The 15074-nt window shown below is 40.8% G+C and carries 12 protein-coding genes; 9 read left to right on the top strand and 3 right to left on the bottom strand.

Features of this window, described 5'->3' with window-relative positions; all coding sequences use genetic code 11:
- Nucleotides 1-265: hypothetical protein (locus C9J46_RS21840; protein WP_233217800.1), on the top strand; the 265-nt coding region annotated here is incomplete at its 5' end.
- A 395-nt stretch (nt 266-660) separates the two neighbouring features.
- On the opposite strand, the gene C9J46_RS17340 is transcribed toward C9J46_RS21840, so the two are convergent.
- On the bottom strand, nt 661-1017 hold the full coding sequence (locus C9J46_RS17340; protein WP_107208398.1) for a hypothetical protein: 357 nt from the start codon (nt 1015-1017) through the stop codon (nt 661-663).
- Nucleotides 1018-1812: 795 nt separating this feature from the next.
- Between C9J46_RS17340 and C9J46_RS17345 the strand changes: the two genes are divergently transcribed.
- Nucleotides 1813-3522 (top strand): L,D-transpeptidase family protein, encoded by a 1710-nt coding sequence (locus C9J46_RS17345; protein ID WP_107291278.1) that lies wholly within the window; start codon nt 1813-1815, stop codon nt 3520-3522.
- 190 nt (nt 3523-3712) lie between these two features.
- On the opposite strand, the gene C9J46_RS17350 is transcribed toward C9J46_RS17345, so the two are convergent.
- Nucleotides 3713-4051: a cytosolic protein gene (locus C9J46_RS17350; protein ID WP_107291279.1), complete on the bottom strand. Its 339-nt coding sequence runs from the start codon at nt 4049-4051 to the stop codon at nt 3713-3715.
- A 285-nt stretch (nt 4052-4336) separates the two neighbouring features.
- On the opposite strand from C9J46_RS17350, the gene sigZ reads away from it, so the two are divergent.
- From sigZ to C9J46_RS17375, 5 genes are all read left to right on the top strand, one after another.
- On the top strand, nt 4337-4927 hold the full coding sequence (sigZ, locus tag C9J46_RS17355) for an RNA polymerase sigma factor SigZ (RefSeq protein WP_107208401.1): 591 nt from the start codon (nt 4337-4339) through the stop codon (nt 4925-4927).
- A 216-nt stretch (nt 4928-5143) separates the two neighbouring features.
- Nucleotides 5144-6817, top strand: coding sequence for a glutamate--cysteine ligase (gshA, locus tag C9J46_RS17360; protein ID WP_107291280.1), 1674 nt, complete (start codon nt 5144-5146; stop codon nt 6815-6817).
- Nucleotides 6814-8649, top strand: a complete 1836-nt coding sequence (locus C9J46_RS17365; protein WP_107246077.1) for an ABC transporter ATP-binding protein — start codon at nt 6814-6816, stop codon at nt 8647-8649. The genes gshA and C9J46_RS17365 overlap by 4 nt, the downstream gene beginning before the upstream one ends.
- On the top strand, nt 8639-10468 hold the full coding sequence (locus C9J46_RS17370) for an ABC transporter ATP-binding protein (RefSeq protein ID WP_107208404.1): 1830 nt from the start codon (nt 8639-8641) through the stop codon (nt 10466-10468). The genes C9J46_RS17365 and C9J46_RS17370 overlap by 11 nt, the downstream gene beginning before the upstream one ends.
- A gap of 28 nt (nt 10469-10496) precedes the next feature.
- The gene (locus C9J46_RS17375; protein WP_107291281.1) at nt 10497-12017 is read left to right on the top strand and encodes a glutathione synthase; all 1521 of its coding nucleotides are present in this window, start codon (nt 10497-10499) and stop codon (nt 12015-12017) included.
- 254 nt (nt 12018-12271) lie between these two features.
- On the opposite strand, the gene C9J46_RS17380 is transcribed toward C9J46_RS17375, so the two are convergent.
- Nucleotides 12272-12970, bottom strand: a complete 699-nt coding sequence (locus tag C9J46_RS17380; protein ID WP_107208406.1) for a cytidine deaminase — start codon at nt 12968-12970, stop codon at nt 12272-12274.
- A 548-nt stretch (nt 12971-13518) separates the two neighbouring features.
- Here C9J46_RS17380 and C9J46_RS17385 point away from each other — a divergent pair.
- A complete protein-coding gene (locus C9J46_RS17385; RefSeq protein WP_107246073.1) occupies nt 13519-13893 on the top strand; it encodes a cupin domain-containing protein in 375 nt (124 codons plus the stop codon).
- Between the two features lie 312 nt (nt 13894-14205).
- Nucleotides 14206-14796 carry a hypothetical protein gene (locus tag C9J46_RS17390; protein ID WP_107261821.1) on the top strand — a complete coding sequence of 197 codons (591 nt, stop codon included), beginning with the start codon at nt 14206-14208 and terminating at the stop codon, nt 14794-14796.
- The last annotated feature ends 278 nt before the right edge of the window (nt 14797-15074 follow it).

The following is a 15074-nucleotide window of genomic DNA, read 5'->3' on the forward strand; positions in this document are numbered from 1 at the left end:
ACATGAGTCTGTATCTACATCATTACAATGTAGCTTTCGCTTTTTCCGACCTCCTATACCTGCATCACTATCGGCCACTAAGGCTTTCCCAAAGGGAATGATACAGGCTTACCCTGTTCCGTATGTCGCGAAAAATATCAGGTTAGATGCCCACTATAGTGCGGAGAGTACATCGATCACGAAAGAGTATTGTCCAACCTCTTTCCGACTCTCATTGCCATTTTGGCCACAGCGTATTAACCACTTCCGCTGCTTCATCGTATAACGCGCCTTACGTGGATTCACTTACGTTCATCATACTGACACCCTAGCACTTACCCGATTTGTGGTTATCAGGAAGAACGTCCTCTCACGATTCAGTTCCCACTCGGTCTAACAACCAAGTTTCGTTACATTGTCGGATTCGCTGCTTTATTCAGAATCCTAGGGTCATCTGGTGATACAGATGGTTCACTCTTATCGTGGTGAACAACGCTTCATACGACTTCAGGTCGCACGGACAAAAGCGTGTTACGCACTTAGCTCTATTCTGGCTGGTAAGTATTAGGAAAGGTAGGGATAACGCCCAAATAATGGGCTAAAAATTGTTGGCTAAAATAAGCGACGCAGGAGTAAAAGCCAACTGTTTTTAGTCCTGATTTATTTGCTTGTTATGTGTATTTAACCACAATCCAATTTTTTATTAGCTTCTACAAATAAAGCTGAAGGATTTATTACCGCATTTGGAAAGTCCGGTACAGGAAAGTTTAGTGTTCTAACTTTTATCCAAGCAGGATATTTCTTGAATGCTGATTTAACTATGCTATTAAAGTCATTAATTTCATTACGATTATTGCACAAGCATACATGATGTTCTTTTCCAGATTTAATGCAGGAAGTTACGCTTTTTGAAACATCTTTTAAAGCTTTATGAATACCTAAAGCGACATTTAATTCAGCCTCATTGCTTAGATGTAAATCTTGAGCGAGTACAACCGGTGATAAAATAATAGAGAAAATAATGAATAATTTACGCATGACATCCTTATACACATAACAGTATATTAATAAGCATTCTTACTTTCGCGCAAAAATATACTTATGAAATACCTTTACCATACTCGATATAATCGTTGCATATTATGAACTTGCTAGCAATTTCTTACATTTACCGATTCAAAAGAGGGTGTAAAAAGTAAGAAATGTATTTAATCAGTCTTATTAAATACAAACTGAAATATTAAATTAACTAATTATCAACTAGTTATAGCTTCACCTCTGTTTTTAACAAGAAATGTTTCTTATTAAAAACAGAACTAAAGCGATAAAATCACCACGTTTCATTATAACTGTTGATATATACAGTAAATAAAACTAATCCAAAATCACGTTAATGCGATATTAATGAGTATTTGCTCTGAATGATAATGGGGCAGAAATGAGTTAGAATAACTAGCGGCATTCATGTGCACAAAAAAAGAATCAGTTCATTTCTATTATTGGTTTGCATTTAGTTTTAAATTACCGAATATCGTTCAATTTATTTCGCTTTTATTTACTATTTGTAAATAATGATTCACTGGCACTTTTGAGAAATTTATTTTAACAAAACAAACAATTAATGATCTTTATTGCATCATTTTTTATCAACCGCAATCGAACAAAGTTCAGGTTAAAATTTAATATTCCGAAAGTGTTATTTCCACTTATCGTTTTTTAGCATAAATTACTCACTATTAGTTACTTTGAAATCTTTGTCACTTTTTAATGAGAATGATTTAAATGCTAAGGAGGTAAAATTTTACTTCCTTAGTTTTAGTTAAGGAATGTTGGATGAAGTTTAGTCGAAAAAAAATAAATACATTCATTGGTTCGGTAATGGCGGTTTCGGCTTTATTGACTTGTGGCTCGGCTTTTGCTGCTAATAATGTGGCGCAACCAGATTTAGATTGGCATGTGTTAGATGGTGTTAAGATAAATAGCACTACGTCTTTATGTCCGCAATCAACCGTAAAAGTGTGTAACGATAACATCTTAGATGCACTATATGCTGATAATAACTTCATGCCATTTTGGTTAAACCCTGCGCTTGTCAGTGCGATCATGCCGCAATTACAAGCGTTGGCAGATTCAGATACACTACCTGGTATGAAGCAGCGCCTACAAGAGTTGAAGAAATTAGAGACAAGGCAAGATGAGCGTGGCTTTGATTTACTATTAACGGATACCTATTTGGTGTACGTGGATTATGTGCACCAGTTAATGCAAGATCCTCGACCGTTATACAATTCACAGCCAGTAAAATTAACGCCTTTGTCGTTAACAATGGCGCAGAAATATTTCCCATTAACGGTTCAAAAAATCAATTCTCTTATTCCTTCTTCGCAGTTTGTTCCAACAATGGGGGTGATTAACCATTTATTAAGTTTGCCAGCTAACCCACTGGATTCAAGTGTCGTTCACTTCGATAAGGTTATTAGCATTGGTGAGCCGATCCCTTATGGCGACAAAGTTGCAACGGTGCTTTGGAATCTGGGTTATTTAACTCAGCCTGAGTATCAACAAGTTGTGGCTCAAGCAACAATTACCAATACTGGTGTGATTAACCAAGCGATCAAAGCTTTTGAAGGAAACTATGGCTTGAAGATGGACGGCATTATCGGGCCTGACGTTATGAGTCAATTAACACGCCCTTATTCAAGTTTGGTACGTCTTGCTGCATTAAACTTACAACGTGAGCGTTTTGCCCAATTAGAAGGGGATGGTCCACAAATTATTGTGAATATTCCTGATTACAAAATGACGCTATACGATAATCAAAAGCCAGTATTTGAGTCGAAAATTATTGATGGGATGCCAAAACGTCCAACCAATTTGTTTCAGTCATACATTAATACGGTTGTGATAAACCCATACTGGTATGTACCTGAAACCATTAAAGTGCAGAATACGATTCCATCGGCTAAAGCAAATCCTAATTTCTTAACGAATAGTCGTATGGATGTGATTAATAGCTGGAGTGATCGCTCTGTTGTGCCACCGAGTTCTATTGACTGGGCAACGGTAAATCCAAAAACATTTACTCATGAGTTTCGTCAAGATCCTGGCCCTGAAAATGCGCTTGGACGAGTTGCATTTTTGATGCCTGATTCATTCTCTGTGTATATGCATGATGAAGCGCAATCAGAGTATCCATTGTTTAATCGTCGTCATCGTGATTTAAGCTCTGGCTGTATGCGTGTACAACAACCACGTAAAATGGCGACACTTATTTTGTCTTACCAAAATATGCCTAACTTGCCTTCTGTTGACGATATGATTAATACCAACAACCACCGTGAGATTGGCTTGGATACACATGTGAATCTTGATGTGGCTTACTTAACGGCATGGGTAACACCGAATGGTCAGTTAGCGATACGTCCTGATATTTACGGTTACGATAGCCCTCGCGCTAAACCGATTCAGAATCAATTTATTTCGATTCCCAATTACCGCACTCATCAACGTATGGCACTGGCATTGAATGGGCAAAGTAGTTAATTCGAAAGTAGATTTTAGTTTCGAAGAATAAAGCGCTTATTCAGCGTATGAAAAAGGCTAAGTGCAAAACACTTAGCCTTTTTGCTGTATTTAATCGGGCAATATTTATAGGCTGCTGTTAATAAATGAAATGCTGACGGATGAGCGGGGAGGGATGCCAATTTTTCGATGAGTAATTACTGATCAATTTTCAGTCTATTCGGGTTAAAAAGGTTTGCTCGTCATCCACAAAAGCGACAAAGCCACCGTGATAGATGAACACTCGACCGCGTCCTTCAACGAGGCAAGCAAGTTGTGGGTTCAAACCTTCTTCGTTATCTTTGCTTTGAAATGTACCTGTATCGGTGATAACACCGCGGAGTACAGGCAAATACCCATAAGTCCGCTTGGCTTGATCAATCAGGCTTAATTCGCTGGTGGTAGAGAAGCAATAAGGTATTTTACCGGCTTCTTCGATAAACATAGTTTTGAATTCTTCAAAAGCTGTGATCACCAGCCAGTCAATGTCGTTAACGTGATGGATAAACATAGAGTTTCTCGGTAATTCTGATATGCAGATTCTATCACTATCAGGGCTGAGTGGAGTAGATATTGCGCCTAAAACTAGCGAGGTATTGAGAGTGACCGTGGCGACAAGAAACGTAAGCCTGAAAAAGTAGCTCATTTTGTTGCTTTCATTTGCGCGGACATGGGATGCCTTAAGTGTGACAGGGAATGGTTGCTTGAATTGTTAGATCTTTGCGCTTTACCTACTCACTATATTTCGATTATTATCGAAATATAGTGAGTAGGTATCGATAATTGAGGAAACGCTATGTTAGCAGAGTGGCTCATACACAAAGATCAACTAAGAAGTTACATAGTGAAAAAGACGGGAGATCTTGATTTAGCTGATGACATTTTGCAGGACGTTTACATCAAGGCCAGTCAAAAGATTGAACAACTAGAATCGAGAGATAAGCTCCACAATTGGTTGTATCGCATTACGCATAATACGATTATGGATTTTTATCGGACTCAACAAATTCACGAAGAGCTGCTTGACAATCAAGTGGCAGAAGAAATGTCGGCAGAGCTCATTAACCTGCAAGCGGTGGCGCAGTGTTTACGTCCAATGTTTGATTGCTTGCCCGAGAAATACCGGCAAGTGATGATTCTTGCAGAGCTTGATGGATTGTCGCAGCAGGCTGTTGCTGAACAATTAGGGCTATCACTTTCAGCAACGAAGAGTCGCATTCAACGAGGTCGCGTAAAGCTAAAAGAGATCTTAATGGATTGCTGCAACATCGAAGCAGGAGGTGAGGGAATTGTCGATTTTGACCCTGATCCAAAGTGCGTAGAGTTCTGCAAAACAAGCGCGATGAATGACGGTGTTCATCAATCAGCCCAGGTGACCACACTCTAGATGATTTCTTGAATACTGGGGCGTACAACTGCATGATTTTTACTATGATGCACTTGTGACAGCCTCATTACCTTGCCTAACAACAGCGTTTTTTCCTTGCCTTTCCCATCCACATTTTCGTCAAAAATTAATTATAAAAATAGCGAATATTTTTGCGTCTTTTTTGGTTTTATTGCGTCTTCACAGAGTGAATAACACTTTTATTGAATAAGACAAATGAAAAATAAAGCCACCCCAATTGATATAGAGACTCTGGTTGATGAGTCGCTGTTGGTATTTATAGCAAGTGATGATGTGCAAGATACACTGCAAGGTGTTCGTCGTGGTATAGAGCGTGAAATGCTTCGAGTGACACCAAGTGCTCAGCTTTCGCACCGGCCCCATCCGAAATCGCTAGGTTCCGCACTGACTCACCCATACATCACGACCGATTTTTCAGAAGCACAGTTGGAACTAGTGACGCCTGCGGTGACCAGTAGAAAGGAAACATTTAAAAAATTGGCTTCGTTACACCACTTTGTAGCTACACATTTGCCGGAAGGTGAATCAATGTGGGCGGCAAGTATGCCTCCGTCTCTACCTTTAGATAGTGATATTGCGATAGCAAATTATGGCACATCCAATGTGGGTATGGCGAAGATGCGTTATCGAGAAGGCTTAGCAAACCGTTATGGAAAAAGAATGCAGCTTATTTCAGGCATTCATTACAATTTTTCGTTACCAAAACCTTTCTGGCAGATGCTTCATGCAAATACAGAAAGTCAATTGCCGCTAGAAGATTTTATTTCTGAGCGATATTTTCATCTGATCCGCAATGTTCTACGCAATGGTTGGATCATTCCATATTTGTTTGGTGCTTCACCCGCAGCCGACAAGAGCTATCTGCGAGATAAGCCTTATCAGTTACTGCAGTTAGATAGCACGACAGATTACTTACCTTGGGCGACATCGTTGCGCTTAAGTAACTTAGGGTACGGAAGTAGTGAGCAATCTCGATTCCCGATCAGCTTTAATAGCAAACAGGATTATCTGATCGGACTATGCAAAGCATTAACTCAACCCAGTGTGCAATATTCATACTTAGCAGAGCATCAGCAGTTGAATGGTTCGGTTCTTCAACTCGAAAATGAATTATACGGTTCCATACGTCCTAAAATTGTCAATGCACAAATGCGCCCATTGGTGGCCATGTGTCATTACGGGGTGGAATACATAGAATTACGCAGTTTGGACAATAATCCTTTGTTACCGCTTGGTATTGATGAACTTCAAAGTCAATTCATCGATCTATTTCTACTTTACAGCGCATTATCGCCTAGCCCTGAAATAAGTAAGCAGGAAAGAACCTTGATTATGCAAAGGCAAGAGTTGGTCGCGACACAGGGCAGAAAGCCGAATTTGATGTTGCCTACCTTGAATGGTGAGGTGCTACTGACGGATTTGGCGAAACCACTAATGAACCTGTTAGTCAAAATGGCGACCATCATGGATGGCGGGCAGAATACTAATGACTATGAGAAAGCCGTGATGCGTGAACAAGCCAAGTTTGATGCCAGCCAGTTAACGCCTTCAGCACAGATTTTAGCGGTTATGGAGCAAGAAAACCTAAACTTCACAACGTTAATGAAAAGCTATTCAGACGAGCACCAACAAGGATATTTGAGCGATACGCTCTCTGACGATGAAATGACACAATTACAAATGCTGGCATACAACTCTTTACTTGAGCAAAAACAGCTAGAGGCAGGAAATGAAGAAAACTTTGATGAGTATTTAGCCCAAAAACGTCATATCAATTGTGAAATGCCTTCTCGGGCTGATGCCGCGTTATCAATGCAAAGATATTCGATGCAATTTCAAGACAATAAAGAGCCAGCTAATCAATTATGAATATGCTTTGGAAATTAAAAGGCTACATCAAAATGTATGGCCGGCACTATCTCATTGCCCTTATCGCTTTGCAGTTGGTTGCTTTGATCAATTTGGTGCCTTCATGGCTGATCGGTCGAGTAGTCGACGGCATTAATCAAGGAACATTAGATGCACACAACCTAGTTATCTACGTCGGTGGAATCATTGTTTCGGGTGCGGCAATGTATGGTCTGCGCTTTGTGTGGCAAAGCAAGTTATATGGGGCGTCTATTGCGATTACTCGTGTGATGCGCAGTGAATTGTTTCAAAAGTTCTCACAACTTCCTCCTGCCTTTTATGCTCGCCGCAGTGCTGGTGATTTAATGGCGCATGCAACCAATGATCTTAACGCTGTTGAAGAGACTATGGGCATGGGAATTATGACGTTAGTGGACTCTTTCATCGCAGGTATAACCGTCATTTTAGGGATGATTTTTGTTGTCAGTGGTGAACTGACCGCCATTGCGCTGCTTCCTTTTCCGTTGTTAGTGCTGATCACTCGTCGTTATGGAGTGCAGCTACATAAAGCTTTTGGAAAGGCACAGTCTGCATTTTCTGATTTAACGGAAGAGACGCGTGAAACGGTATCGGGCATTCGTGCGGTTCGTACACACGGTATTTCTGGTCGTCAAGAACAACGCTTTGGACAAACCTTAGACCAAACGGTCGATGCCAATCTGACTGTAGCGAAAGTCGATGCAGCGTTCACTCCAACAATACAATTGGTTTACGGATTGTCGTTTGTGATCGCTCTTGGATACGGCGCATGGTTAATCGAACAGGGTAGTATCACTGTCGGTCTCTTTACGACTTTTACTTTGTACCTTGGTCAACTGCTGGGTCCATTTATGCAGTTTGGTTGGCAATTCAATGTCTTTCAACGGGGTAAGACCTCTTGGCGTCGGTTGGAGCATTTGTTTGCGGAACACTCGGAAGTGGTTGAGGGGGATCTAACATTAGCCAAAGATTCGGATTCAAGTATGTCATTTGATATCCGAGAATTTAGCTATGAGCAATCAAATCGAAGAGTTTTGGAGAGCGTAAAGTTTGAAGTGCCATCAGGTGGATTAGTGGGCATTACTGGGCCAACAGGCAGTGGCAAAAGTACGCTTCTGCATCTGGCTTTGCGTCAATTTAAACTTGAGCAGCCATCCAGTATTCATGTTTCAGGCATGCAAAGTGACAGCCTCACCTTTGATGCTTTGCGCAGCAAAATGGCTTGGGTTCCTCAAAAGCCGTATTTATTTTCCGGCACGATCGCAGAGAACATTGCCCTGTCAAAACCGAATGCGTCGTTGGCTGAAATAAAGCATGTGGCAGACATGGCTTCTATTCGAGCAGAAATTGAAGCGATGCCCGAGGGTTTTGATACCCGACTTAGAGAAGGCGGTACGAATCTATCGGGGGGTCAAAAGCAGCGATTAACACTTGCTAGAGCACTCCTGTCGGACACTGATATCTTGTTGTTAGATGATCCTTTCAGCGCATTAGATATAAAAACAGAGGCGCAAGTTCGTCAAAATTTAAAATCGTATTATTCTCACAAAACGATGCTGCTTGTCACCCAGCGCCTGACCAACCTTATTGAAGCTGACCAAATCTTAGTATTAAACGATGGTCAGGTGGAGGAACGCGGTTCTCATCATCAATTATTGGCAAACCAAGGTTGGTATTCCATGGTTTATCAGCGTCAAAGTCAGTTAGGGGAGAAAGGCCCGTTGGTGAGCGCAGAAGCATTGCATGCACGTTCAAGCAGTACTTTTAACGTTAACAACGATCCTGCTCTGAAGGAGATCTACCATGGGAAATAATACGCTTTATCGCCGTTTGTTAGCGTTTGCATTGCCGCACAAAGCTCGTTTTGGTTTTGCATTTGTCATGTTGGGGCTAGCGGTCAGTGCAGAAATGACAATTCCTTGGTTGGCAAAAAGTGTCCTTGATGACGTAATCGTGCCTCAGCAATTTGAATGGCAACAGCTTATCTTTTTGATTGGGCTGGTTATGTTTTTTTACGTTTTAGCTGCGGTGTTCGGGTATTTTCAGGCGGTCGCTTTTAAACACGGCGCATTGCTTGTGGTCAAAGATGTGCGCGAGCAGTTATTTCGCCATGTGCTGAACTTTCCCATTGCGACATTCGACAAGCTGCCGACGGGGAAGCTGGTCTCTTACATTACTAACGACACTGAGTCATTGCGAAATATGTTCGTGTCGACGCTACCTACCGTGGTTCAAGGAACCTTACGTATTTTAGCCACTTTTATTGCTATGGCGTTTTTAGACTGGCGTTTGATGTTATTAAGCTTGGTGTTGATCCCCATATTACTTGTGACCATGCATCTATATCGCAAGATTTCAACGCCAGTATTTGATGGCATTCGAGTTCAAGTCAGCAACATCAATGGCCAAATCAATGAGTCGTTACAGGGAATGGCGTTGATTCAAGCGTTTCGCCAGCAGAAACGCTTTCAAACCAAGTTTGAGAAAGAAAATCAAAGCTGGTTTAACTTCAGAACCAAATCGGTAGCCATTGATAGTTTGATGTTGTTGCCATTGACCCGTTTGATTGGGACGCTGACCGTAGCGGGTATTGTTGCCTGGTTTGCAGGGGCTTCAATGTCGACCGTTGTGGAAGTGGGCACCTTATACGCTTTCTTAAACTATGTTGAGCGATTCTTTGACCCGTTCCGACAGTTATCGATGGAACTGCATAAATTGCAGGTTGCTACGGTATCGTCAAAACGTATTTTTGAGCTACTAGACGATGAGTCTGAGGTTCATCATCAAGTGATGCCAGAGGTAGAGTTCAATGATAGTCACGATATTGAGTTTCGCAATGTCACTATGGGGTACGAAGAAGATAACCCCGTGCTTAAAGACGTTAGCTTTACAGCAAAAAGTGGTGAGTTCACCGCAATTGTCGGCCATACCGGAAGCGGGAAAAGCTCCGTAATCAATCTGTTAATGCGTTTTTATCAACAACAGCAGGGTGACATTTTCATTGGCGGGCAATCGCTTCGAACTCTTCCAGAAGCACAATTGCGTAAGTTGTTTGGCTTGGTATCGCAAGATCCAACCATCTTTAGTGGTTCAATTGAAGATAACATTAACTTATCTCACGATGTTCTTACCATTGATAAAACAAGTGCAAACACATTGGCGAAAAGCCGTGAGAGAGCGATTCATGCAGCCCAATTGGTGCAAGCAGACCGATTCATTCATCGTCTACCTGATGGTTTTGAACACAAACCAGGTAATGGCGGTGCCTCGCTTTCCGTTGGGGAAAGGCAGTTATTGGCGTTAGCTCGGGCGATTTCCCACGATCCGAAAATATTTCTACTCGATGAAGCCACGGCGAATATCGACAGTGAATCGGAAGAAGCGGTTAAACAGGCGCTTGATAATATCCAGGGCGGCAGAACGGTTATTGCTGTGGCACACCGGTTATCTACCATTCAAAACGCTGATCAGATTTTGATGATGAACAGCGGCAAGGTCGTACAAAGAGGCACACATCAAGAACTGATTGCTCAAGATGGCGACTATCGAGATTTGTACCTAAGTCAAAAAGCGCAAGAAGAACATGACACTCAAAACAGCACGCTTGGTTTAACCGCCGCCAGTGCAGCATAAATAGTTAATTATGACGAGCAAGAACATTATGAAAAACCACACAACGCACATCGAATCTAATGATACTGATCAAACACAATTTGTATCTGAGCAAGTGATTGAAGACATCCTTGAGTGGGAAATCATGCACGGCGTAGCATTTCGTCAGGCTGACAATACCGCAAGGCATGTTCCCTTTAGTATTGCGCCGATGACAATGGAACGTTCAACGTATGACCACCTACGTAAGGTCACGCCATTGATTGCTAAATTGGTGAGCAACGTTTCTGAAGATCATCGTTTTCTGCAAACCTCATTGAGTGAGATGGCGAAAGCCGACCCGTTCTTTGGTCGCTTAATGGAGCTCCATCAACAAGCTCATGGCGATAAAACCGCCCCTAAGCAACCTGCTCGTCAGCCGCTGTTATTAATGAGAACAGATTTTATGGATGACCGACAATACGGGGCGAAAGTTATTGAATTTAATGGCATAGCGGCGGGAATGGGCCCTTTCGGTCAACGTGCTTTCGAGCTGCATCGTTTTGTTGAAAACCAATGGAACGAGGTTTACCGAGAGTGGCTAGAAGATGATTCAGCAACACCTGCCGATAACCAAGGATTGGAACAATTAGCCCTAGGCATCGCAACAGCAGCAAAAAAGGTTCAAGCTCATTTTGCTGATTCTGACAAGAATGGTGTAAGCAAAAATCCTGATCAAAAGCCAACATTCTTAATGATCGTCCAAAAAGGAGAAGACAATGTGTATGACCAACACCTATTGGAGGTGGCATTACATAAGTTGGGCGTTCGTACCGTTAGGCGTACATTCGAACAATTGAGCACTCAACTTTCAAGTGGTGATAACCAGCGTTTAATCCTTGATGGTGTTGGCGCTATTGATACCGTGTATTTACGCGCGGGTTACCAATATTCAGATTACTGCGCGCCAGAGTTGGATGAAGACATTTGTTGTCACACATTGAGCCAAACTCGCTTGTTTATTGAAAAGCATTACGTGGCGATGAATGCCACCATCAGTCAACAATTAGCGACGAGCAAATCTATGCAAATGCTATTAACGCAAATGCCAGCCGAAGCTTATATTCAATGGGGATTGTCCCTTAATGAAGCCCATTTAGTGAAAAGCGTTTTGGCAGAGATGAAGGCGATCACCGCAGAAAGTATTGAATGGTTTTATCAGAGTGCGAATAAAAAAGAGTGGGTATTGAAGAACCAAGGGGAAGGTGGCGGTCACTGCGTATTTGGAGAGGATATTAGTGCTATTTTGCAACGACTAAAGCCAGAAGAATACAATGCGTGGACGTTAATGCAGCGCTTGTACCCACATGAACGCGACACCCCAACCATTGCCGTTCGAGATGGCAAGCAAACCTTAGTTAGCGACCTTGTTAGTGAAGTGGGGCTTTTTACTGCGCATTATCAAGGTAAGCCTGTTACTGAAAATAACGGTTATGCTGGATACTTAATACGCAGTAAGCCTGCCAGTGAGAATGAGGGCGGAATACATAGCGGGCAGGGGATTTTGGACTCGTTAGTCTTGATTGATTAATAACTAACTATATATTCGCGATGTATCTGTTTGATGGCTCTATATCGAGCCATGTTACGAAATTAGTCCTCTATCGCGCGATTTTCCAGTACCTAGAGTTATTCGTATATTGCTAAAATAGCAAAGGCGCTAACTCAGAATTGTCCAATAATGCGTTAAGTCTACTCGTAAGCATAATGTGAAAGAATCAAAAAATGCCGTTCACACTTATGTGAACGGCATTTACCCAATAGGCTCTTTTTTCAATGACTTTATTACAATAGTTCCGGTAGTCGATTTGCCGCTCTTTCCAACGCCAGATTGACAACCTTCGTAATTTCCGGGTATTGATTATCTGAATCATCCCAATCAACATCTTCTGGTAACAGTACTTCTTCTAAAATTCGATGCTCCATTACGATCTTATTGTTTCCCAGATCAACCAGCGTGACCTCCGCATTCACATAGCCACGAGGTTTTGAAAGAGGAATAAAGCCGTAGTAATCACGCAGCGTGCCCGCAGCCATGATTTGGATAACAAGTAGATGTGTTGCTTGATACTGATCCTTCACGACAGAAACATCGTAATCGAAGTAACCTTTTTTAAGTTCATCTTTTGGAAGTTTATGTTCGTCAGTCGCTTTATAATATTCTGGGATAATCACGCTGTGGCTTCCCCGATTCTCTATCAATTTCGCAACTTTTGACTTGCCTACTTCAAACTTATCATGCGTTAGTGATTGAATATGAGATTCAACACTATCAGTCACCATTTCGTTGATAGCAAGATCAAGTAAACCTTCAGCACCTGATCGATGCGCCTGCATTTCTGGTGGTTGGACAAATGCAACTGCGATATTTTTATCTCCTCCCGTTTGCCAAAAGTCAGATGGAATATCCATTGCTTTTTTAGATACACATCCAGACAAAAGCATTACTGCTAAAGCACAACCGATAATTCTGATATATCTCATAATGTTACTTCCCTTTATTATATGAGAAAAAAAGGCTATCAATGGAATTGTCAATGTACAATGTATCGTAAATTAAAAATGACAAACTGTGATTAATTACCTAATGGCAGTGGTAGTAGGGTGTATTACAATTCAAAACTTTGATCGATAAAGCAAACTTTTACATTGTTTTTTAATTCAATATGAGCCGCAGCAAATTCAGTTTCATCTCTTTTTTGTCAGGGAACACAATGTGCGTTACTGCTACTAACACTCATGTTCGACACAATAAATATTGACCACAACGTTAAGTGACTTTTCATTCCTGCAGTTATTTATGATGTGCTAATTTTTTTTCCGAAAATGATTTCTGTTAAACATGAGTTAGCTATTGTGGCTAGTTTATTTATCTGCCTCATCCTCTCATAAAGCGTTAGATGTAAAAAAACGCCATCAATCTCATAATATATAGAGATTATATCGAGTATGATGAAGGTATTTTATGCGTATATTTTTGTATAAAAGTAAGAATGCTTATTAATACACTGATGTAGATAAAGGAATTGAGTATGTCTAAAAGCACAGCAACATATTGGAATGTATTAGCCGAATCAAATAAGAACAAGTGGGAACCGATTGAAGGTAGTTCAGGTATGCTTGAGCAATTAACGCTTGCCATAGATGAAATATCAGGAGATTACACTCGACTTACTCGTTTTAAAGCAGGCGCAGATACAAAAGAGTTTGGTGGTAAATCACATGATTATCCAGAGGAAATATTTATCATCTCCGGTAGGCTTTATGATATGGCATTTGATCAGTGGTTGGAAACGGGGCATTTTGCAAGTCGTCCACCCGGAGAAGTACATGGTCCGTTTGTTTGCGACGAGGATTGTTTAGTATTAGAGGTGTCTTTTCCAAGTCAAAGTATAAAAATCACATAACAAAGCCCATTATATCGGATGACAAAAACACGGTATTTTTGCTTAAGTGTAGCCGTGTATTTTGCCCTGTTTATGGCAGCCGTTACCCTTATTTTTCTTAATACTACCAGCCTAAATAAAGCAAATTACCTAACCCGTTTTTGTCTCAAAGTTTGCTAGAGGCCGTTAATTTGTTTGAATTCTAAAATAGCCTTACATGGTGAGCTGGCTGAATATAATGCTGATAAAACGTACAATCTGTTCAGTATTGATGGTATAGCTCATTGTCTCGTACTAATATTTAAAAATCTCTAACATAATGATTAAACTCCAATGATACTATATACAATTCTGATCGTTATATTTCTGTGCTTTGCTTGCTGGTATGACGGGTGGTGGATTTCATCACTTACCGAAGAGGAAGGAAAAGATTTATATAAAGCATTAAGTGGGCAACGTGTAGAAGATCAACCTAAAACAACGGTTAACCCCAATGCCGTTGATTTGTTTGCTAGAACTGACAATGGAAAAGCGTTTTACATGCTCAACCTTATTAAGGACAAAAAAGATCTAGAAAGTAAGGATATGGGGGCACTTGAAAGTATAGATAGAAATTACGCTAAAGTTGTTTTCCCTCTTTTATTTAAGCATGGTTGCCATCCTGTTCTCGTATCAAAACCACTCACTACTTTTTCACAACCAGCTACTGAGGAAGAGTGGGACGCTATTTTCATTATAAGATATAGAAGCAGAAGAGATCTTTATAAGATAGTAACCAATCCTGAATTTCAAAAAGCTTGGGAGTTTAAATTGGCATCTATTCAAAATACCACGGTTATTCCCTCTATTCCTGTATTACAAGGAGTAAATTTAAAGTGGATTGTTGGTTTAATATTAATTTTAATTGGATGGGTTAGTACATAAATCGTGAGGGAACGCCACGAATTATAACTTTATATTAAAGGCTTCTGCTATCTCATATCGGTATTGATAGACGTAAATTAATAAATGTTCACCCGAACAATATCGATAACGCTGTATATTTATTCCACTCATAAAAAAAGCGAACCTTGTGGGTTCGCTTTTTAATTTAGCAATAAGTTAACGAACGTAATTCGTTATCTTCAACAGGTGATCACAGATAACTAAGTTGGAAATTACAACTTCATATCACCTCTTTGTTAGAGTAATCACTCAGTTCG

This window comes from Photobacterium sp. GB-36 (assembly GCF_003026135.1).
Taxonomy (GTDB): Bacteria; Pseudomonadota; Gammaproteobacteria; order Enterobacterales; family Vibrionaceae; genus Photobacterium.

What these genes read in the sequence shown, in the direction of transcription:
- C9J46_RS17350 (WP_107291279.1), bottom strand. Translation starts at nt 4,051, where the DNA reads ATGTTTATCCATCACGTTAACGACATTGACTGGCTGGTGATCACAGCT.
- C9J46_RS17390 (WP_107261821.1), top strand. Translation starts at nt 14,206, where the DNA reads ATGATACTATATACAATTCTGATCGTTATATTTCTGTGCTTTGCTTGC.
- C9J46_RS17345 (WP_107291278.1), top strand. Translation starts at nt 1,813, where the DNA reads ATGAAGTTTAGTCGAAAAAAAATAAATACATTCATTGGTTCGGTAATG.
- gshA (WP_107291280.1), top strand. Translation starts at nt 5,144, where the DNA reads ATGAAAAATAAAGCCACCCCAATTGATATAGAGACTCTGGTTGATGAG.
- C9J46_RS17380 (WP_107208406.1), bottom strand. Translation starts at nt 12,970, where the DNA reads ATGAGATATATCAGAATTATCGGTTGTGCTTTAGCAGTAATGCTTTTG.
- C9J46_RS17375 (WP_107291281.1), top strand. Translation starts at nt 10,497, where the DNA reads ATGAAAAACCACACAACGCACATCGAATCTAATGATACTGATCAAACA.
- C9J46_RS17370 (WP_107208404.1), top strand. Translation starts at nt 8,639, where the DNA reads ATGGGAAATAATACGCTTTATCGCCGTTTGTTAGCGTTTGCATTGCCG.
- sigZ (WP_107208401.1), top strand. Translation starts at nt 4,337, where the DNA reads ATGTTAGCAGAGTGGCTCATACACAAAGATCAACTAAGAAGTTACATA.
- C9J46_RS17340 (WP_107208398.1), bottom strand. Translation starts at nt 1,017, where the DNA reads ATGCGTAAATTATTCATTATTTTCTCTATTATTTTATCACCGGTTGTA.
- C9J46_RS17385 (WP_107246073.1), top strand. Translation starts at nt 13,519, where the DNA reads ATGTCTAAAAGCACAGCAACATATTGGAATGTATTAGCCGAATCAAAT.
- C9J46_RS17365 (WP_107246077.1), top strand. Translation starts at nt 6,814, where the DNA reads ATGAATATGCTTTGGAAATTAAAAGGCTACATCAAAATGTATGGCCGG.